At 73.4% G+C, this 18,954-nt stretch carries 12 protein-coding genes; 8 read left to right on the forward strand and 4 right to left on the reverse strand.

All coding sequences use genetic code 11. The annotated features are described in order from the left end of the window. The first annotated feature begins 10 nt into the window (after nt 1-10). Genes QRX60_RS38250 through QRX60_RS38265 form a run of 4 tightly spaced genes read left to right on the forward strand, consistent with a single transcriptional unit; the run spans nt 11 to nt 11,337 of the window. A complete protein-coding gene (locus QRX60_RS38250; RefSeq protein WP_285996332.1) occupies nt 11-1,180 on the forward strand; it encodes a Kelch repeat-containing protein in 1,170 nt (389 codons plus the stop codon). Further along, nucleotides 1,177-4,359: a thioesterase domain-containing protein gene (locus tag QRX60_RS38255; RefSeq protein WP_285996333.1), complete on the forward strand. Its 3,183-nt coding sequence runs from the start codon at nt 1,177-1,179 to the stop codon at nt 4,357-4,359. The genes QRX60_RS38250 and QRX60_RS38255 overlap by 4 nt, the downstream gene beginning before the upstream one ends. Further along, a complete protein-coding gene (locus tag QRX60_RS38260) occupies nt 4,356-9,581 on the forward strand; it encodes a hypothetical protein (protein ID WP_285996334.1) in 5,226 nt (1,741 codons plus the stop codon). The genes QRX60_RS38255 and QRX60_RS38260 overlap by 4 nt, the downstream gene beginning before the upstream one ends. Next, nucleotides 9,574-11,337: a hypothetical protein gene (locus QRX60_RS38265; protein ID WP_285996335.1), complete on the forward strand. Its 1,764-nt coding sequence runs from the start codon at nt 9,574-9,576 to the stop codon at nt 11,335-11,337. Before QRX60_RS38260 ends, QRX60_RS38265 begins: the two co-directional genes overlap by 8 nt. A 10-nt stretch (nt 11,338-11,347) precedes the next feature. Here QRX60_RS38265 and QRX60_RS38270 read toward each other — a convergent pair whose 3' ends face one another. Beyond that, a complete protein-coding gene (locus tag QRX60_RS38270) occupies nt 11,348-11,974 on the reverse strand; it encodes a TetR/AcrR family transcriptional regulator (protein WP_285996336.1) in 627 nt (208 codons plus the stop codon). Nucleotides 11,975-12,177: 203 nt separating this feature from the next. On the opposite strand from QRX60_RS38270, the gene QRX60_RS38275 reads away from it, so the two are divergent. After that, the gene (locus QRX60_RS38275; RefSeq protein WP_285996337.1) at nt 12,178-12,933 is read left to right on the forward strand and encodes a hypothetical protein; all 756 of its coding nucleotides are present in this window, start codon (nt 12,178-12,180) and stop codon (nt 12,931-12,933) included. Here QRX60_RS38275 and QRX60_RS38280 read toward each other — a convergent pair. From QRX60_RS38280 to QRX60_RS38290, 3 genes are read right to left on the reverse strand one after another with little or no spacing between them, the layout of a single operon-like run. Then, the gene (locus tag QRX60_RS38280) at nt 12,921-14,042 is read right to left on the reverse strand and encodes an epoxide hydrolase family protein (protein ID WP_285996338.1); all 1,122 of its coding nucleotides are present in this window, start codon (nt 14,040-14,042) and stop codon (nt 12,921-12,923) included. The two genes, QRX60_RS38275 and QRX60_RS38280, sit on opposite strands and share 13 nt — an antisense overlap. Before the next feature lie 9 nt (nt 14,043-14,051). Beyond that, nucleotides 14,052-14,543: a hypothetical protein gene (locus tag QRX60_RS38285; protein WP_285996339.1), complete on the reverse strand. Its 492-nt coding sequence runs from the start codon at nt 14,541-14,543 to the stop codon at nt 14,052-14,054. A 14-nt stretch (nt 14,544-14,557) separates the two neighbouring features. Next, a complete protein-coding gene (locus QRX60_RS38290) occupies nt 14,558-15,973 on the reverse strand; it encodes an amidohydrolase family protein (protein WP_285996340.1) in 1,416 nt (471 codons plus the stop codon). 151 nt (nt 15,974-16,124) lie between these two features. Here QRX60_RS38290 and QRX60_RS38295 point away from each other — a divergent pair, with 151 nt between their 5' ends. From QRX60_RS38295 to QRX60_RS38305, 3 genes are all read left to right on the forward strand, one after another. Further along, entirely contained in the window at nt 16,125-16,934 is an 810-nt protein-coding gene (locus QRX60_RS38295) for an IclR family transcriptional regulator domain-containing protein (RefSeq protein ID WP_285996341.1), read from the forward strand. 67 nt (nt 16,935-17,001) lie between these two features. Then, nucleotides 17,002-18,162 (forward strand): CaiB/BaiF CoA transferase family protein, encoded by a 1,161-nt coding sequence (locus tag QRX60_RS38300; protein ID WP_285996342.1) that lies wholly within the window; start codon nt 17,002-17,004, stop codon nt 18,160-18,162. Continuing rightward, on the forward strand, nt 18,155-18,946 hold the full coding sequence (locus tag QRX60_RS38305; RefSeq protein WP_285996343.1) for a citryl-CoA lyase: 792 nt from the start codon (nt 18,155-18,157) through the stop codon (nt 18,944-18,946). The genes QRX60_RS38300 and QRX60_RS38305 overlap by 8 nt, the downstream gene beginning before the upstream one ends. Nucleotides 18,947-18,954: the final 8 nt, after the last annotated feature.

Here is an 18,954-nt window from a genome sequence, read left to right on the forward strand (position 1 = left end):
GGAAACCACGATGACCACTCTCACCGCGGCCCTCGGCACCTGGACCGGCGCCCACGACCTGCCCACCCTCGCCGCCTGGTACGGCCAGCACGACGGCGCGGTCCCGCTCGACGACGGGGTCGTCCTGGTGGCGGGTGGCGCGGACGCCGCCGGCGCGGCGCTCGACAAGGCCGCGACGCTCGACACGGCCGGCGCGTGGACCTCGACCGGCACGATGCGCTCACCACGGCAGCTGCACACGCTGACCCGCCTGCAAGACGGGACCGTGCTCGCCGCCGGCGGCCTCGGCGGCTCGTCCCGCACCGGCCCGGGGCTCGGCACCGCCGAGATCTACCACCCGGCCGGCTCGAACGCCAACCAGTGGACCTTCACCACCGGCCCGATGATCACCCCCCGCTGGGGCCACAGCGCCGTGCTGCTGGACGACGGCTCGGTGCTCGTCGCCGGCGGCAGCGCGGCCCGCCCCGGCGGGAGCGTCACCGCCCTGCGTTCGGCCGAGCGGTACACCCCGAGCGACGGCAAGTGGCACGAAGCACCGGCGATGACCGACGCCCGCACCGGGCACACCGCCGTCGCGCTCGACGACGGGATGATCCTGGTCGTCGGCGGTGTCGTGCCGGTGGGCGTCCCCGACGACCCCGCGCTCGCGTTCTGCGAGCTGTACGACTCGGACAAGAAGGTGTGGGCCCCCACCGGTGCCCTGCTGCGCGCCCGCCGGCACCACCAGGCGACCCGGCTGTCCGGCACCACCGTGCTCGTCACCGGCGGGACCGCGCCGGGCTCGCCGGGCACCGCGCCGTACGACCCGTTCAGCCAGCGCGCCGCCGAGGTGTTCGACCTGAGCAGCGGGACGTGGACGGACAAGGCCCCGATGCCGGCCGGGCGGGCGTTCCACCGCGCCGTCCCGGTCGGGCCGGGCCGGGTGCTGGTCGTCGGCGGGGCCTCGAGCGACCGCGACGAAGCCGGCTACCGCAGCGCGTTCGTCTACGACGCCGGCCACAACGAGTGGACGCCGGCCGCGGGGCTCGAGACGGGGCGGTGGTCGTTCGCCGCCGCGCCCCTCGACGGCGGCGGAGCGGCGATCGCCGGCGGGGTGGTCCGGTCCGGGCTGGCCGCCGCGGACCCGGCCGTCACCGAGCTGACCCCGGCCACCGAGCTGTTCGCCGGCGGTGCCGCGTGAGCCCGAACGCCTACACCTTCCTGCCCTGGCTGCGGTCGGGGATCAGCACCCGGGTGACGACCCCGCCGCAGGCCGGCGTGCGGGCCACCGTCAAGGTGCAGCTGCTCGTCTCCGGCGACCCGATCACCGGGCACGAAACCCTGACCCAGCCGGTGAACCGCGACGTCCAGCTGTACGGGCCAGGCGACGTCATCGGCGTCGACCCGCGGGCGATCTCGCGCACCGAACCGCGGCCCGGCGTGCCGAACGTCGAGCCGAACTACCTGGCGCACATCGAGTTCTCCGAGGAGGACTTCCTCTGGCGCTACAGCCCGGCCGCCGCGGACGGGCACACCGCCCGGCTCACGCCCTGGCTGGCGCTCGTCGTGCTCGCCACCGGAAGCGAGTTCACCGAGGTCCCGGCGACCGGCGGGCCGCTGCCCGCGATCACCGTCGCGGACCCGGCGGGCACGCTGCCGCCGGCGGACCAGCTCGGCGCCTGGGCGCACGTGCACGTCAACGGCTCGCTCGCCGACCCGGTCGCCACCGACGGCACGACCGCCGCGCTGGCCGCGCTCACCGAAGTGGTGCGCACCAACGCCGACAACGCCTGCTCCCGGCTGATCTGCCCGCGCCACCTGCAGCCGAGCACCGCGTACGAGGCCTTCCTCGTGCCGACGTTCGAGTCCGGCCGGCTCGCCGGGCTCGGCCTGGACCCGGCGGTGGCGCCGAACGCGCTGTATTCGAGCTGGGGCCCGCACTACGCGAACCGCCCGGCCGAGGGCGTCCTGCCGTACTACCACCGCTGGGCCTTCGCCACCGGCACCGCGGGCGACTTCGAGTTCCTGGTCCGGCTGCTCCGCCCGCAGGCCCCGGATCCGCGGATCGGCAAGCGGGACCTCGACGTCCACCGGGGGCCCGGCCTGGATCTGCCGCCCATCTCCGACCAGGGTGGCGTGCTGCCGCTGCGGGGTGCGCTGAAGGTGCCCGAACGCGCCGGCGACCCGATCGACCCGGCGGAGAACTGGGACCACTTCGTCGACACCGGGGTGGCCCCGCCCTACCCGCACCCGTTCGAGGAGGCCATGGCCGGCCTGCTCAACCTGGCCGACGACTACCAGCGCCACCAGCCCGCGGCGGCCCACGCCGCGAGCCTCGCCGCGGTCGCCGGCCCGGACCCGATCATCACGCCGCCGCTGTACGGGCGCTGGCACGCGCTGACCACCCGGCTGCTCGACGACGAGAACGGCACCCCGGTGTCGCCGGAAGTCCTGCGCGGCTGGCTGCACCGGCTCAACCTCGACCCGCGTTTCCGGATCGCGGCGAACCTCGGCACCCAGGTGGTCCGCGCCCGCGACGAGGAGCTGATGGCCGCGGCCTGGGCCCAGGTCGGCGACGTCCTGGTCGCGAACGGCCGGATCCGGGCCGCCCAGCTCGCCCGCGAGGTCGGAAACGTGTTGCAGGCCAAGCACATCGACCCGCCGACGGGTAGCGGGCCGGCGGCGCTCGCCGCCGCTCCGGCCTCGGCGCCGGGCCGGTCGCTGACGCTCACCGCACCGGCACATTCGCGGGTGACGACCGCGGCGAGCAGTGGCACCTTCGCCGCCGCGGCGGGGGCCGACGGCCTCGTCGCCGATCCTTCGAGCCAGGTCGCCGTCGGGTTCCGGGTGGCGAGCAGCCGGGTCGCGACCGCGCCCGTTTCGCCCGCGATGCGCCGCATCACGCGTCCCGGCTCACGGTTGATGCGAACCCTGCCCTTCACCGGCCAGTCCGCGGCCGCGCTTCTGTCCAGGATGGACGCTCCGGTCGATCCGGTCGTCGCGGCGCCGGTCAAGGTCACCCCCGGGGCGCTCGTCACGCCGCGGGACCTGGCGGCGACCCTGCACCCGGACCGGCCGCCCGGCGCGGATCCCGTCGACTCCCTGCCGCGGAGCCCGGACTTCGTGCTGCGCGCCCTCGGCGACCCGGTCGCGCCGCACCCCGGTACCTCCGACAGCGCCGAGGCGCAGCGGTTCAAGGTCGCGTTGCGCGAGCTGCACCAGGGCTTCGACGCCGGGGTGGCGGTCGGGCGCGTGAAACCCTCGCCGCCGCTGGACCTCGTCGAGACGACCACCTCGGTGCTCGCCGGGCTGCGCGCCGAGGAGACCGTGCCCCGCGCGCTGCTCGAAGGATCGGTCAGCCTGCCCGAACGGCTGCGGCCCTTCGCTGCGGGGTTCATCGAGGCCATGGCCTACCCCGTGTTCGACGTGCCGACCTACCGGACGCTGCTGGACGTCTCGGTCGACAGCCTCGTCCCGAACCTGAGCCTGCTGCCGCCGAACTCGATCACGCTGCTGGCGAACAACCGCGAATTCATCGAGTCGTTCCTCGTCGGCCTCAACCACGAGATGGCCCGCGAGCTGCTGTGGCGGGAGTATCCGACCGACCAGCGCGGGACGCCGTTCCGGCAGTTCTGGGACCCGGTCGCGACGCTGCCCGTGCCGAACGAGACCGTCGCGCAGCGCCGCGAGCGGGGCTACGACATCCCGCCGATCCACCAGTGGCGGCCCGCGACCCGGCTGGGGGACAACGAAAACCGGCAGCCCGACGACCCGCGCCCCGGCGGCCCGCAACGCGACGACCTCGTCCTGGTCGTCCGCGGCGAGCTGCTCAAGAAGTACCCGACGGCCGCGATCTACGCGCAGCGCGCGCAGTTCCCCGGGAACGACCCGAACCAGCCCCGGGAACTGGCCGACCTGCCGGCCGACGGCCTCCCGTCGCCCGAGCAGATCCGGCTGCCCCGGTACGAGGCGAAGGTCGAGCCGGACATCTACCTGCTCGGCTTCGACCTCGACGCCGACGAGGCACTGGGCGAGCCGGGCGTCGACCCCGGCTGGTTCTTCGTGCTGAAGGAACGTCCCGGCGACCCGCGCTTCGGCGTCGACGACGGACCGCCCACCCACGTCGAGGTGTGGAACGACCTCACCTGGGACGACGTCGACCCCGGCCGGAGCGGGTTCCTCGAGCTGGATCCGGCCGTCCAGGTCGCCCTGGGCGACTTCGACCACTCGGACGACGACCGCGAGAAGAAGGACCAGCGCGCCGAGGACGAGAACCTGCCGCTCTGGTTCTCGGGCCTCGGTTCGGCCGACCTCGCCTACATCCTTTTCCAGGTCCCCGTCATGGTGGCCGTGCACGCACAGGAGATGTTGCCGCGATGACCGCCTTGAGTGACGACTTCCCGGTGCTGCTGGGCCCGGTCCGGCTCGAAACCCGGTTCACGCCGACCGAGCTGCTGGTCCGGGTGTTCCCGGACGAGTGGTCGGTGGACAAGTTCGAAACGAAGCCGACGGCGGCCGAGATCGGCGCGGTCGACGCCTACTGGACCGCCCGGTGGGCCGCCGCGAAGCGGCCGGTCCCGCTGGCGGCCGCGTGGCAGGAGCTGACCGGGCGCGTGGCCGCGGGGCGCGCCGCCTGGCTGCTGACCACCCGGGTCCCCGCGAACCCCGCCGACGAGCCGGCCGGACTTCCCGCCACCACCGTCGTGCTGGTCGTCCGGACCACGGCCGCGGTGGCCGCGAACGACAAGGCGCCGACCGTCGCGTACTGGACCGCGGTGTGGCGCGCCCACGGCGACCGGCTGCTGCTGCGGCAGGCCGACGCCGCCCTGCGCGCCGCGGTGAACAACAACGACACGCGGGCGAACGCGATCCGCGCCCGCCGTCCGTCCGGAGTGGACGGCGCGCCGGTGAACCCGGCCAACGACGTGGCGGTCGCGTTCCTGGTGCTCCCGGCACCCGCCGCGAACAGCACGGCGGCGGATTCGTGGACGCAGCCGGCGCGGGCCCGGCTGCTGCCGGACCGCTTCCAGGTGCGCGGATACCTCGGGAGCCGCCAGGTCGTGTCGGTCACGGGGGCGGCGGTGCCGGCGACGCTGCCGGTCAGCCCGGACCCGAACGCCGCCGACCAGATCAGCGTGAACGAGCAGACCGGCGCCCTGCACGTCCCGGACGAGCTGCGCTGGCTGACCGACTTCGACCGCGCGGTCGCGGTCGGGATGGGCGTGCGGATCCCGCTCACCGACGAGATCCGCGGCGGGCTCGACCGGCTCGTCGCGTTCGGGCTGCGCGAGCAGTCCACGCCGGCCAAGACCGCGACCGACTTCGCCGACCTCATCACCCGGCAGCTGCGCAGCCCGGACGGGTTCAGCCTGCTGCCACAAGGGACGCCGACGAACAACACCGACGTGCTGGCCGCCGGGCAGGACGCGGAGGAAGAGGCGGCCGCGGCGCTGCGCAGCACCACCGGCGCGGCCGCGGCCGCCGCGGCGGACTGGACGAGCCGGACCGACGGCCGGGTGTTCGCCGACCTGCTCGGCCTCGACCCCGCCACCCTGACCGGGATGCCGAACGCCGACCGCACCGACCAGCGCGACGCGCGGGCCGCCAACACCGCGCTGTGGCCGGCGACCTGGGGCTACTTCCTGCAGACCGCGCTGAACCCGCTGCTCGGCCCGGCCGCGGTCGCCGCCACCCGCGACTTCTTCCTGAAGTACGTCTCCGGCCGCGGCCCGCTGCCGGCCGTCAAGATCGGGCGGCAGCCCTACGGCATCCTGCCGACGACGGTGTTCTCCAAGCTCGCCTACCCCGACTCGGCCACCCACCGCCGCGCGCTGAACAAGGTGCTGACCGCGGCGGGCGTGGACTGGACGGCGGCCGTCGCCCGGGTGCCGCGCCTGGACCCCGGCGCGCCGGACCCGCACCAGCGACTGCTGGACCTCCTGGCGCTGCACCCGACCTCGGCCGAGTACCACCAGCGGTACGCGCAGAGCGTCGAGGACCTCTTCAACCGGGAGAACCTCGGCGGGCTGGGCTCGACCGTCCTGCCGGCCCTCGACGCGCTGGGCCTGCCGGGACCGGTGCGGGCGCTGCTCGCGCGGTTCGGCGCGGACACCGGCCCCGGCCGGGATCCGGACCTGCTGCGCCGGCTGTTCACCGACTTCCAGCAGCCGATCCTGGCCCCGCTCGTCGACGACCGCCCGCTGTCGGAGACCGACCGGATCCGGGACTACACCCCCGACCACAAGAACTACGTGCGGTGGCTGGCCGACCTGGCCGGCGGCGACCCGGCGGCCACCGACCTCGACGCGATCCGGCTGGAGCTCGGCTTCACCGACGACACGCCCCCGGCGGCGTTGCTCTACCTGTTGCTGCGGCACGCGGTCCTGCTCGGCTGGGACGACGCGGCCCGGGCCCTCGCGAGTGCCGCCGGGGTGCCCGGACTGTCCACAGCGGACTCGCCGTTCGTCCACGTCCGGATCCCGGCGACCGGCGAGCAGGCGCTCAGCGAGAGCCGGTTCCGGCTGCTGTACTCCCCCGCGACCGCCGTCACCGGCAACCCGGAGCAACTGCTCGTCGACTTCATCCCGGGTGTGCTGCACCAGCCGGGGCCGACCGCCGCGCTGGCCGAGCAGGTCACCGCGCTCGGGCTGCTGGCCGACCTGCCGACGGCCAAGCTGGAGCGGGTGCTCGCCGAGCACCTCGACCTGGCCGCCTACCGGCTCGACGCCTGGCGGCTGGGGCTGGCCACCGAACGGCTGGCCGAGCTGCGGTTCGGGCCCGGCGGCACCGGCACCGCGAAGCCGGGGCTGCACCTGGGCGCGTACGGCTGGCTGGAAGACGTCCGCCCGAGCACGGACCCGCTCACCCCGGTCACCCTCACCGGCCCGCTCGCCACGGTGTTCGCCGGCGGGAAACCGTTGCTGCACGACGAAAAGAACGAAGGCTTCGTGCACACGCCGTCGCCGGGACACGCCCGGACCGCGGCCGTGCTGCGGGCCGGCTACGCCGCCAACCGCACCCCCGAAAACCCCGGCACCTTCGCGGTGAACCTCGGCTCCGGACGCGTCCGCGTCGCGCTGGGCATCCTCGCCGGGCTGCGGCAGGGCCAATCGCTGGGGGCGCTGCTCGGCTACCGGTTCGAGCGCGGGCTGCACGACCGCCACGCCGAGGCCGAGGTCGACCGCTTCATCGCCGGGCTGCGGCTCAAGTTCCCGCTGCGCGCGGGGAAGATCACCGAGACCGCGGCCGAGCCGGACAAGATCACGCAGGTCGAGGCCGGGAACGTCGTCGACGGTCTCGCGCTCGTCCGGCACCTGGCCGGGGCCGGGGTGTCGCAGACCTACCCGTTCGGGCTCGCCGGGCTGCCCGAAGCGAACACCGACCAGGCCAAGGCGATCAGCGACGAGGCGGCGCTGCTGGTCGACGCCAACGACGCCGTCGCCGACCTCGCCGTCGCCGAGTCCGCCCACCAGGCGCTCGCCGGCAACGTCGAGCGGGCCTCGGCGACGCTCGACGCCTACGCCAAGGACGGCCTGCCGCCGGAGCCCACGGTGATCGAGACGCCGCGCAGCGGCACGACGCTCACCCACCGGTTCGGCCTGCGGCTGCGGACCGGGCTGAACCCGGGCGGCGGCGACTCGCCCCGCGCCAAGGCCGAACCCGCGGTCGACGACTGGCTGCCCAGCCTGCTGCCATCGCCGAGGTCCGTCGCGGCTCGGGTCACCTGGACCGACGAGGACGGGCACCCGCGGCACCACGACGTCACCCAGGACGAGCTGGACCTGTCGCCGATCGACCTGCTCTGGGCCGTGCGGCCGACCGGTGACCCGGCCATGGCCGAGCTCGACGACCGGATCATCGGGGTCGTCGTCGAGGACGACCACCCGCGTCCCGACGCCGAGCTGACCATCCGGTACACCGAGCAGATCGACGGCAAGATCACGTTCTTCCAGCTGTCTCCGCTGGTCACGGCGCTGCGGACGCTGCTGACCACCGGCCGGCCGCTGCGGCCGACCGACCTCGTCCCCGCGGCCGGGTCCGCCGCGGTGGACCGGAGTCTCGACGACGCCGTCACCGTCACGCGGCGGCGGCCGGAAGCGGTGCGGGACGCCCTCGGCCGCCTGGCCGACGACGTGGCCGGCTACATCGGGGACGTGGCGAAGCTGTACCCGCCGTCGCCTGCGCCGCCGAAGCGCGCCGACGTGCTCGACCGCATCGACACGCTGCTGACGCGCTACGCCGACCTGGTGACCACCGCGGCCGGCTTCGGCGTGGTCCGCAGCGGCTGGGGTGAGCTGATCACGTGGCGGCGCGGGGTCTTCTCGGCCGTGCTGGCCGCCGTCGCCGCCGTCGCCGACCGGATGGCCGGTGCGCTCGCCGCCGCCAACGCCCTGCTCACCGCGTACGACGCGCTGCCGAAGTCCACTCCGGACGCCGAGCGCATCCGGCTGCTGCGGCAGGCGGAACGGCTGGTCGTCACGACGCCGGCCCTCGATCCGAAGACCCCGAACGAGTTCCGCTCGGCGGTCCGCCACAAGCGGGACGACTTCGCCGACCGGCTCAAGGACCTCCAGGACGTCGCCGGGACCCACCGCACGACGCTCAGCGACCTGCTGGACGACGTCGGCCGGCTGTCGGTCGCCGCCTTCGACCCCACGGGCCTCGACCTGACCGCGGTGCAGGACCAGGTGGTGGGGTTCGGCCGTGAACTGCTGACCCGGGCCCGTGCGCTGCAGACCGACGTCACCGGCCGGCTGGCGGCGGCGAACACCGCGCTCACCGGTTTCGACCAGGCCGTGACCCCGGCGGACCGCACCAAGTCCGCCATCGAGGCACTGCAGGCGATGCTCGGCACGGACGTCCTCGTGGTGCCCGAGTACGCGCTGCCGGACCAGCTGGCCGAGGACCTGCACGACGCCCTCGACGACAGCAACGACCTGGTGGCGCACCTGACGCAGGCGCCGGTCAACCGGGACTTCCCGGTGGACGACTGGCTGCACGGCATCGCCCGGGTCCGCGAAATGCCGCGGCTCTGGGAACGCGTCGTCCTGCTCGGTGACGCGCTGCGCGGCAACGACGGCCTGCTCGGCAGCAACGCCGAGAACGACGACGACACGCGGCTGCAGCCGATCCAGCTGCCGCTGCGGTCGGGCGACCACTGGCTCGGCATGGAGTTCGCGGCCGGCGCCGACCTCACCGAAGACCGGTTGCTGTTCACGGCGCACTACGCGACCCAGCCGTCGCGCAACGCCGACAGCGAGTGCGGACTGCTCTTCGACGAGTGGACCGAGGTGATCCCCGCCGAGCGGGAGACCACGAGCATCGCCGTCCATGCGGACAGCCCGGATTCCGAGCCGCCGCAGGCGATGCTGCTGGTGACCCCGCCGGTGAAGACCGGGACCTGGGCCGCCGACGACCTCGTCGCCGCCGTCAACGAAACCTTCGACCTGGCCAAGACACGGCTCGTCGAACCGGTGCACCTGGACGACACCGGGTACGCGCAGCTCCTGCCGGCCACCGTGCTGTCGGCCACCCGGCAGCCGATCACGATCAGCACCGACCTGGCGATCGCCAACTCCCGCTGGAAGGCAGACCATGAGTGAGCCCCGCATCGCCGACCTCGCCGGCGCGCTGCTCCGCCGCGAAAACCCGACGGTCGGCGTCTGGAACCGGCTGGAGGGCCGGCCGCGCACGACCGACTTCGCGCGGGCGCTGCGAGCCGAAGTGCGTGACCCGTTGTGGCTGCTGGCCCGGCAGTGGCAGCTCGGCGAGTTCCGCGGCAGCGACGCCGGTTCGCCGGTGACCGCCACCTACTCGGTCACGGCGAGCGCGCCGGGCCGGTTCCGCTCCGACGTCGGACCGGACGGCACGGCGGGCCCGCTGCCGCCGGACCGTCCACTGGAGACGGTGGCCGAGCGGCGGCCGCTGCCGTTCGCGTTCGGCGCCGAGCCGATCTCGTTCGACCTGCGCCTGGCGCTGGGCCGCCGGTGGCTGCGGCTGCTCGCGCGGTCGTCGGGGCTGCGGAACACGGCCGGGCAGTTCGTCGGGCTGTACCCGATCGCGCTGCCCGGCCCGGACGACGCCGCGCAGCTCGCCCACCCCGAGGTCTGGGCGGCGACGCAGGCGGTGGCCGGCCGCCGGCTGGACGGCTATCTGCTGTACCAGCACCTCAAAGGGGGCGGGCACGCCTCCGACGGGATCCGGAGCCTGTCGCGCCAGCAACGGACCCAGCTGGACGCGCTGGGTCCCCGGCTGACCGGCTGGTTCGACGACCTCATCGACCAGCCCGGCGGGATCACGCCGGACCGGCCTTCGGGCGATTCGGCGTGGGACCCCCGGCGGCTGGAGCACCGCTTCTCGATCGCCGCCGGCGACCAGGTGCTCTCCGCGCCGGAGTACCCCGGCGGGGAGCTGGACTGGCACGCGTTCTCCGCCGCGCCGGGGTCGCTGGGCAGCACCCCGGCGCCGGTGACGTTCAACCGGACCGTGTTCCCTTCGCCGGTGCGCTACTCCGGCATGCCGCTGCCCCGCTGGTGGGCGGTCGAGGACGGCAAGACGAACTTCGCCGCGGTCACCCCGGACAGCACCGACCTGGCCCGGCTGATCTTCCTCGAGTTCGCGCTGGTGTTCAGCAACGACTGGTACCAGCTGCCGTGCGACCTGCCGGCCGGCACGCTCGCGTCGGTCCAGGGCCTGTGCGTGACCGACGTGTTCGGCGAGCGGCGCTGGATCACCCCGGCCGGCGCCGCCGAGCACTGGTCGATGTACACCCTCGGCGCCGGCCCCGGCATCCTGCTGCCGCCCGGCACCCCGAAGGTGGCGACGGGCCCGGCGCTCGAGGACGTGGCCCTGGTCCGCGACGAGAGCGCCAACCTGGTGTGGGGGATCGAGCAGACGGTGCGGACCACGACGGGCGAAGGCCGGTCGGGCGACGAGATGGCGGCCGAATCGCTCGCGTTCCGCCGCCGTCGGCACCCGGAACCGGCTCCGGACGACCCGCGCGCGCCGATCGCGTACGACGTGATCAGCTCGGTGCCGGAGAACTGGATCCCGTTCGTCCCGGTCCACGTGCCGGGCGACAGCCGGGCGGTCCAGCTGCAGCGCGCGGCGATGCTGAGCGAGGTGGACGCGAGCAAGATCCGCCCGAGAACGGCGCTGCTGCGCGAGGGTTTCGACCACGGCGATGCGTACTTCGTCAACGAGGAGGAGGTCCCGAGGTCGGGCACCCGCCTGACGGTTTCCTACAACCGCACCCGCACGAAGACCGGCCGGGTGGCCCTCTGGCTGAGCGTCCGCCGCGACGTCGGCCGCGGCGAACGCTCGAGCGGCCTGTCGTTCGACCTGGCGAAGGGAACGTGACCGGGCCGGGTCAGGAGGCCGGGGTGTAGAGCGTGGTCCAGATGATGTCGGTGAGGACGTCGATGACGGTCGCGTCCCGTGCCGGGTCGGCTCCGCGCACCAGCTGGTACCCCGCGCGTTCGACCATCCACGTCAGGACCGCGGCCGTCTCGGCCGGCACCACCGGGCGCATCACCTCGGCGGCCTGACCTCGTTCGATCGCCTCCCGGGCGGCGTCGATGATCGACTGCATGAGCGTGCGCAGCTCGTCGGCGACCGCCGGGTCGTAGGCCGCCGTCTCGGTGATGATCGTGAACGCCGCGGCCCGGCGGCGGTAGACGTCCACGATCGCCGTAACGGCCGTGGTCAGGCTTTCCCGGCCGGCGTGCTCCGCCGTCGCCCACCAGGAGCCGGCCACGTCGCGCAGTTCGGTCAGCACCGCGGTGGCGAGCCGCCGGACCAGGTCGCCCTTGTCTTCGAAGTGGACGTAGAAGGTCGAGCGGGAGATGCCGGCCGCCGCGGCGAGGCGCTCGACGCTCAGCTCGGTGAAGCTCGCGCCCTCGGCGACGAGCTGCTCGGTGGCCGCGAACAGGCGTCGTTCCAGTTCCTCTCGGCGGTCCTGGCGCTTGCCGGCGGTGGGCCGGGTGACTGAGGGCATCGGCTACTCCACGTCCGGAACTGATCACCCGCATCCTAGCCGGACGCAAAGTCCGGACAGAGTGTCCAGACATTGCGTCTTGACGTACTGTCCGAGTTCGGCGCACCCTGGGGTGACCGAACCTGGGAGGCGCTGTGCCGGTGTTGTGGGTCCTGTGGGGAATCGCCGTCCTGAATGTCGTGGCGTTGTCAGCGTGCTTTGCGGTGTCCGTGCTTCCGTCCCGCTTCGTCCCCGCCGGCCTGACTCTTTTGGCCGTGCTCTTCGCCATGGTCGCCCTCGTGACGACGATTCCCGGCGGCCTCAGCGGCCTGCTGCTCATCTTCATGTCCGACGCGAAAACACCCGTCCGGGTCGTCCTCGTCACGGGCACGGTCGTCTTGCTGGCCGTTGCCGCGCTCATCGCGGCCCTCTTCCTCGACCGGATCCGGCTGTCCCGCTGGGATTCCCGCGTCCTGCCCCGCGACGAGGTGCTCGCCCTGATCCGGGCCGGCCTGGTGCACTCCCTCTCGCGGCACGACGGCGTACTGGAGGTGAACCTCAAACTCGCCGCGGCCAAGGAGCCGGCGCTGCGGACACGTCGCGCCCACCCTCGGGACTACCTCGCGTTCGTGGCCGCCGCGGACGAACTCCTCGCCGAAGGCCGCAAAATCCGCTACGACGACGAGACCGGCGAAGGCCCGTCGTCGACGGACCGCCGGTGGATCTCCGTCGAAGAGGCGGCCCTGCTGCTCGGGACCGGCGAGGTCAAGACCTTCGCCTGCGGCGGAGACGAGAGTTGCGGCGACGGCCGGAAGACGTTCCGCGGGACGCCCACCGGGATCAAGCTGACCGACCGCGGCTGGGCGCGCCACATGGCGGTCATCCCGGAAATGGCGAAGACCCTGGTCCCCCTCGCCCGCGTCGCCCGGGCACGGTGGGGACGACCGCACATCTCCGTCGACGGCCGCTACGAACGGTAGGGGCGGAAGAAGTCCCTCAGCTCCTGCGCGTAGCTCTCCGGCTCCTCGAACGCCGCGAAATGCCCGCCGCGGGCCGGTTCGCTGATGTGGACCGTGTTCGCCGACCGGTGCAGCCAGGCGCGCGGAGGCAGGACGACGTCACCCGCGAAGAGGGCGAATCCCGAGGGCACCTCGACGCGGCGGGCGAGCTGGGCCGGCGAGATCGCCGCGTTCGCCCGGTACATCCGCATCGACGAGCCGATCGTCTGGGTCAGCCAGTAGATCGTGACGTTCGTGAGGATCTCGTCCTCGGTGAAGCGGAAGCCGTCGCTCCAGGACTGCATCTTCTCGACGATCCAGGCCGCCAGCCCGGCCGGTGAGTCGTTGAGCGCGGCCGCCACCGTCTGGGGCTTGGTGCGGTGCATCGCCGCGTACGCGCCTTCGGAGGCGCCCCAGGCCGTCACCGTCGCCATCCAGTCGCGCTCTTCCGCCGTCAGCTCCGCCGGGTCGCCCGTGAAGACCGGCAGGCCTGCGTCGGTGCGGTGCACCGCCGCCACCCGATCGGGGTGATCGAGCGCCAGGTAGCGGCTCACGTGGCTGCCGATGTCCCCGCCCGCGGCGCCGAACCGCCGGTGCCCGAGCGCGTCCATCAGCTCGGCCCACAGGCCCGCGACCTCGATCGAATTGAGCGGGGTCGCCGGCCGCGAGGAGTACCCGAAGCCGGGCACGTCCGGGACGATCACGTCGAAGGCGTCGGCCGGATCGGCGCCGTGCGCGCCGGGGTCGGTCAGCAGCGGGATCACCTTGCTGTAGCGCCAGAACGAGTCGGGCCACCCGTGGGTGAGCACCAGCGGGAACGCCGGGCCGGCCGCCCGGACGTGCGCGTAGTGGATGTCGTGGCCGCCCAGCGAAACCTTGAACCGCGGGATGGCGTTCAGCTCGGCTTCGCGCGCGGGCCAGTCGAACCCGTCCGCCCAGTACGCGGCGAGCTCGCGCAGGTAGGCGACATCGGTGCCGGCCGACCACCCGGCGTCCTCGGGTGCGTCCGGCCAGCGGGTCGCGCGCAGCCGGGTCCGGAGGTCTTCCAGGACCGCCGGGTCGGTCCGCGAGGCGAAGGGGCGAGGCGTCATGTCCCGACCCTACGAGGCGAGCAAAGCGATTACTGCGGCCGACCTCGGCTCGTCGAGGAACCGCAGGCCCATGAAGTTGTCGCCCGCCGTGAAGCCGGGCAACGCCCAGATCTCCTCGTACGGCAGCCCGGCGCGCCGGTAGCGCCGCAGGCTGTAGACGTTGCTGAACAAGCACTTCCCCGGTTCGGGGTTCCACAGGCGCCGCGCGAACGCGGGATTCCGGAACCCGTGGCCCACCTCGGCGGTGGCCTGGACGTGCTTGCGGCCGGTGAACAGCACGACGTCGCCGGTGGTGACGGTGTCCATCCGGCGGTCGTACCTGTCCTTGGCACCCCAGAACCGGGCCCGGCCGTTCGCGTGCAGCGCGTTCAGCCGGGCGAGGTCGGCCGGGGCGAGCAGGTCGGCGAGCGCGCGGAAATCCACGGTCTTCTCGAGCGACTCCGCCCCGTACCGGCGGGCGTCGGGGGTGCCGTAGGAGGGCTGGATGAAGACCTGGGGCACCGCACCAAGCTAGCTCAGCCGCCGTGGGTGGTGTCGCTCTGGTAGTCCGTGTACGTGTATGGGTTGTCGAGGATCTTCGTCTCCGGGACGTCCGGGTTCATCCCCTTCAGCCACGCCTCCTCCCCCAGCTGCCCGCGCAGGTACCCGACTGTCTCCTCGACCTGCCGCCGGACCGCGGGGAGGTCCACGCCGGCCAGGCGGCCGTCGCGCTTGACCACCCTGCCGTTCACCAGGACCGTGTGGACGTCGCCGCGCTGGGCCTGGAACACCACGTGGCCGTACGGGTTCAGCAGCGGGAACGACACCGGGGAGTGGTCGTTCTTCAGCAGCACCACGTCCGCCTTCTTGCCCACCTCGAGGCTGCCGATGTCCGAGCGGCCCAGCGCCGCGGCGCCGCCGCGGGTGGCCCACTCCACCACCTGCTCGGCCCGCAGCGCCGCGTGCGTCACCGTCTCGCCCTTCGCGTGCGCCTCCAGGTGCTCACGCGACCGGTCCGCGCCCAGGGTCGTGCGCATCGCCGAGAACAGGTCGCCGCTCCACCAGACCGACGTGTCCATCGACAGCGACACCGGGATCCCGTACTGCCGCAGGGCCCACGTGGACGGGTAGCCCTGGCCCGCGCTCTGCTCGCTCTCCGTCGAGACCGACGCCGACCCGCCGGTCGCCGCGATCCGGTGGTAGGAGTCCGCCGAGAGGGACGCGCTGTGGACGTAGATCGTCTCCGGGGTCATGAAGCCGTGGTCGTGCATCAGCTTGATGCCCTCGTCGCCGGTCGCGCCCCAGACGCCCGCGTGCGTGGTCACCGGCACGCCCAGCTCGCGCGCCACCTCGAAGGCCGGCTTCTCCGGGAACGCCGGGTCGCCGGTGACGTCGAACGCGAGCTGGAAGCCCAGGTCGCCGCCCGTGCGCCGGGAGACGAAGTCGCGGAACTCGGGGGTGGCCGTCCACGTCGCCGGGGCGTCCTGGATGTTGCCGTAGGCCAGCACGAACCGGCCGGGCACGGCGTCGAGCGCGTCGGCCGCCGCATCGGCGTGCTGGGTGGTCTGCAGGCCGTGGGACCAGTCCACGGTGGTCGTGACGCCCGCCTCGAGCGCTTCCCACGCGCCGAGCAGGTTGCCCGCGTGGATGTCTTCGGGGCGGAACACCTTGCCCCATTCGAGGTAGTACCAGACGAAGTACTGCGTGAGCGTCCAGTCGGCGCCGTAGCCGCGCATGGCCGTCTGCCACAGGTGCCGGTGCGTGTCGATCATCCCCGGCATGACGATGCCGCCCGCGGCGTCGATCTCGGTCGTTCCCGCCGGCACTTCGAGGGCCGGGCCGATCGCGGCGATCTCGTCGCCGGTGACCAGGACGTCTTCGCCGGGCAGCACCCGGTGGTCGTCGTCGAGGGTCAGTACGGTGCCGCCCCGCAGGACGATCGATCCGGACATCGCTGCCTCCGATTGCGTACACTCGTCCGCTCTGCGGACACTCAACGGGTGGAGTCACCTTTGCCCAGTGCCGCGCCGGTGTCAATGCCTGCCGATGCCTGCCGATCTCCGCCGCTACGCTGCGGGCAGGACTGCCAGAGGGAGGTCGCGCATGCCACGCGAGGGAACGGGTCCCGACTTCATCGAAGCGCTGGCGCGCGGGCTCGAGGTGATCACCGCGTTCGAGCCGCACCGGCCGGAGATGACGCTGGCCGAGGTGGCGACCGCCGCCGGCCTGGCCCGCCCGACCGCGCGCCGGATCCTGCTCACCCTGGAAGAGCTCGGGTACGTCCGCGCCGGCGGGCGCGGCTACGCCCTGACCCCGCGCGTGCTCGGCCTCGGCGTCGCCTACGTGCGCTCGATGGGCCTGTGGGACATCGCCCGGCCGCATCTGGAACGCCTGGTGGCGCGCACGAACGAGTCGTGCTCGATCGCCCAGCTCGACGGCTCCGACATCGTCTACGTCGCCCGGGTCGCAGTGCCGAAGATCGTCGGGCTGAGCGTCCAGATCGGCACCCGATTCCCCGCCCTGCCGACGTCGCTGGGCAAGGTCCAGCTCGCCGCCCTGCCGCCGGACGAGCTGGAGGTGGTGCTGGCCCAGCCGACCCGCTCCGGGCTGGTCCCGCGCTGGCAGCCGGACCGGGTCGAGCGCGACGCCGAGCTGCGCGAGGTCCGCGCCCGCGGCTGGGCGCTCACCGACGAGCAGCTCGCGCTGGGCATCCGCTCGGTGGCCGCGCCGCTGCGGGACGGCTCGGGCCGGGTGATCGCCGGGGTCAACGTCAACTGCCACGCCGCCGAGACGCCGGTGGAGCGGCTCCTGGAGCACCACCTGCCGCTGCTGCTGCAGGCCGCCGGGGAGATCAGCGCCGACTTCGCGCGGCTGCACGACGTCCCGCACGTGACCGTGCCCGCGGTGTCTTGACCATCACCGCACTCGGGAGGAAACTGCGGACAAGAGTCCGTCAGACGGACAGGAAGTGAGGATCCGGGTGGAACACAGCGCAGCCGGCCCGTTGTCCGGGCTGCTGGTCGCGGACTTCTCCCGGGTGCTCGCCGGGCCCTACGCCACCATGCTGCTCGCCGATCTGGGTGCCGAGGTCGTCAAGGTCGAAGGGCCGCAGGGCGACGAGACGCGCACGTGGATGCCGCCGGTGCGCGGGGACGTTTCGACGTACTACCTCGGCGTGAACCGCGGGAAGCGCTCCATCGCGCTCGACCTGCGCGAGGAGGCCGACGCCGCCGTCGCCCGCGAGCTGGCGGCCCGCGCGGACGTGGTGATCGAGAACTTCAAGCCCGGCGGCCTGGCCAAGTACGGCCTGGACTACGACGCCGTCAAGACGGCCAACCCCGGCAGCGTCTACGCCTCGATCAGCGGCTTCGGCTCGGGTGAAGGACGGCACGTGCCCGGCTACGACCTGATGGTGCAGGCGATCTCGGGGCTGATGAGCCTGACCGGCGACCCGGACGGCCCGCCGTACCGGGCCGGGATCTCGGTCTTCGACGTGATGGCGGGCAACCACGCGGTGATCGGCATCCTCGCCGCGCTGCGCCACCGCGACGCGACCGGCGAGGGACAGCACGTCGAGGTCAATCTGCTGTCTTCGGCGTTGACCGGGCTGGTCAACCACAGCTCGGCCTACGTCGCCGGCGGGGTGGTGCCGTACCGGATGGGCAACGCGCACCCCAGCGTCTTCCCCTACGAGCCGTTGCCCACCGCCGACCACGACCTGATCGTCGCCGCGGCCAACGACGGGCAGTTCCGCCGGCTGTGCGAAGTCCTCGGGCTGCCGGACGTCCCGGACGACCCGCGCTTCGCCCGCAACGCCGACCGCACGAAGAACCGCGAGGAGCTCCGGCCGCTCCTGGTCGAGCGCCTCGCGGAACGCGGCGCGGTGGAGTGGTTCGACGCGCTGACGAAGGTCGGCGTCCCGTGTGGACCGATCAACACCATCGACGGCGGCTTCGCGATGGCCGAGCGCTTCGGGCTCGACCCGATCGTCGAGGTCGGCGACGGCGACCGCGCCGTCCCCACCACCCGCCACCCGATCCGGTTCTCCGCCACCCCCGCCGCCTACCGGCTCCCGCCGCCGGAGCTCGACGAACACGGCGCCGAACTGCGCGCCTGGCTCACGGAGACCACGGATGACTGACCCTGCTTACGAAACGGCGCTCGGATCGTCCACGAAGGACAAGATCACCCTGCTCGGCCAGGACCTCGCCGAGGACGTCATGGGCACCGTCGGCTTCGGCGAGCTGGCCTTCTGGCTCGCGACGCAACGCCGTCCGTCCCCCGGGGAGACCCGGGTCTTCGAAGCGGTGCTGGCCGCGCTCGCCGACCACGGCTTCACCCCGACCGCGATCGTCACCCGGCTGACCTACCTGTCCGCGCCCGACTCCGTCCAGGGCGCGCTGGCCGCCGGCCTGCTCGGCGGCGGGTCGCGTTTCCTCGGCGTCACCGAGGACTGCGGCCGGTTCCTGCACGACGTCCTCGCCACCGCCGAGCGGCCGACGGACGAGGCGGGCTGGGACGCACTCGCCCTCGAGACCGTCGAAAACCGCCGGGCCGAAAAGAAGTTCGTCCCCGGGCTCGGGCACCACGTGCACAAGGACGGCGACCCGCGGACCCGGCGGCTGTTCGAGATCGCCGACGAAGAGGGCCTGCGCGGCCCGCACCTGGAGCTGTTCGCCGCCATCGGCCGCGTGCACCCGCAGGTGCTGGGGAAGACGCTGCCGCTCAACGGCGCCGGCGTCTGCGGGGCCGCGCTGGCCGACCTCGCGCTGCCGCTGGAGCTGCTGCGCGGGTTCGCGCTGCTGGCCCGGACCGCGGGGCTCATCGGCCAGCTCGCCGAGGAGCTGCGCCACCCGGTCGCGAACGACATCTTCCTGTCGGTCGACCTGAACAACCGGCCGGTCCCCCCGGACCCGCAACGCTGAGAGGAACG

This window comes from Amycolatopsis mongoliensis (genome assembly GCF_030285665.1).
Lineage (GTDB): Bacteria > Actinomycetota > Actinomycetes > Mycobacteriales > Pseudonocardiaceae > Amycolatopsis > Amycolatopsis mongoliensis.

What these genes read in the sequence shown, in the direction of transcription:
- QRX60_RS38250 (WP_285996332.1), top strand. Translation starts at nt 11, where the DNA reads ATGACCACTCTCACCGCGGCCCTCGGCACCTGGACCGGCGCCCACGAC.
- QRX60_RS38260 (WP_285996334.1), top strand. Translation starts at nt 4,356, where the DNA reads ATGACCGCCTTGAGTGACGACTTCCCGGTGCTGCTGGGCCCGGTCCGG.
- QRX60_RS38265 (WP_285996335.1), top strand. Translation starts at nt 9,574, where the DNA reads ATGAGTGAGCCCCGCATCGCCGACCTCGCCGGCGCGCTGCTCCGCCGC.
- QRX60_RS38270 (WP_285996336.1), bottom strand. Translation starts at nt 11,974, where the DNA reads ATGCCCTCAGTCACCCGGCCCACCGCCGGCAAGCGCCAGGACCGCCGA.
- QRX60_RS38280 (WP_285996338.1), bottom strand. Translation starts at nt 14,042, where the DNA reads ATGACGCCTCGCCCCTTCGCCTCGCGGACCGACCCGGCGGTCCTGGAA.
- QRX60_RS38290 (WP_285996340.1), bottom strand. Translation starts at nt 15,973, where the DNA reads ATGTCCGGATCGATCGTCCTGCGGGGCGGCACCGTACTGACCCTCGAC.
- QRX60_RS38295 (WP_285996341.1), top strand. Translation starts at nt 16,125, where the DNA reads ATGCCACGCGAGGGAACGGGTCCCGACTTCATCGAAGCGCTGGCGCGC.
- QRX60_RS38305 (WP_285996343.1), top strand. Translation starts at nt 18,155, where the DNA reads ATGACTGACCCTGCTTACGAAACGGCGCTCGGATCGTCCACGAAGGAC.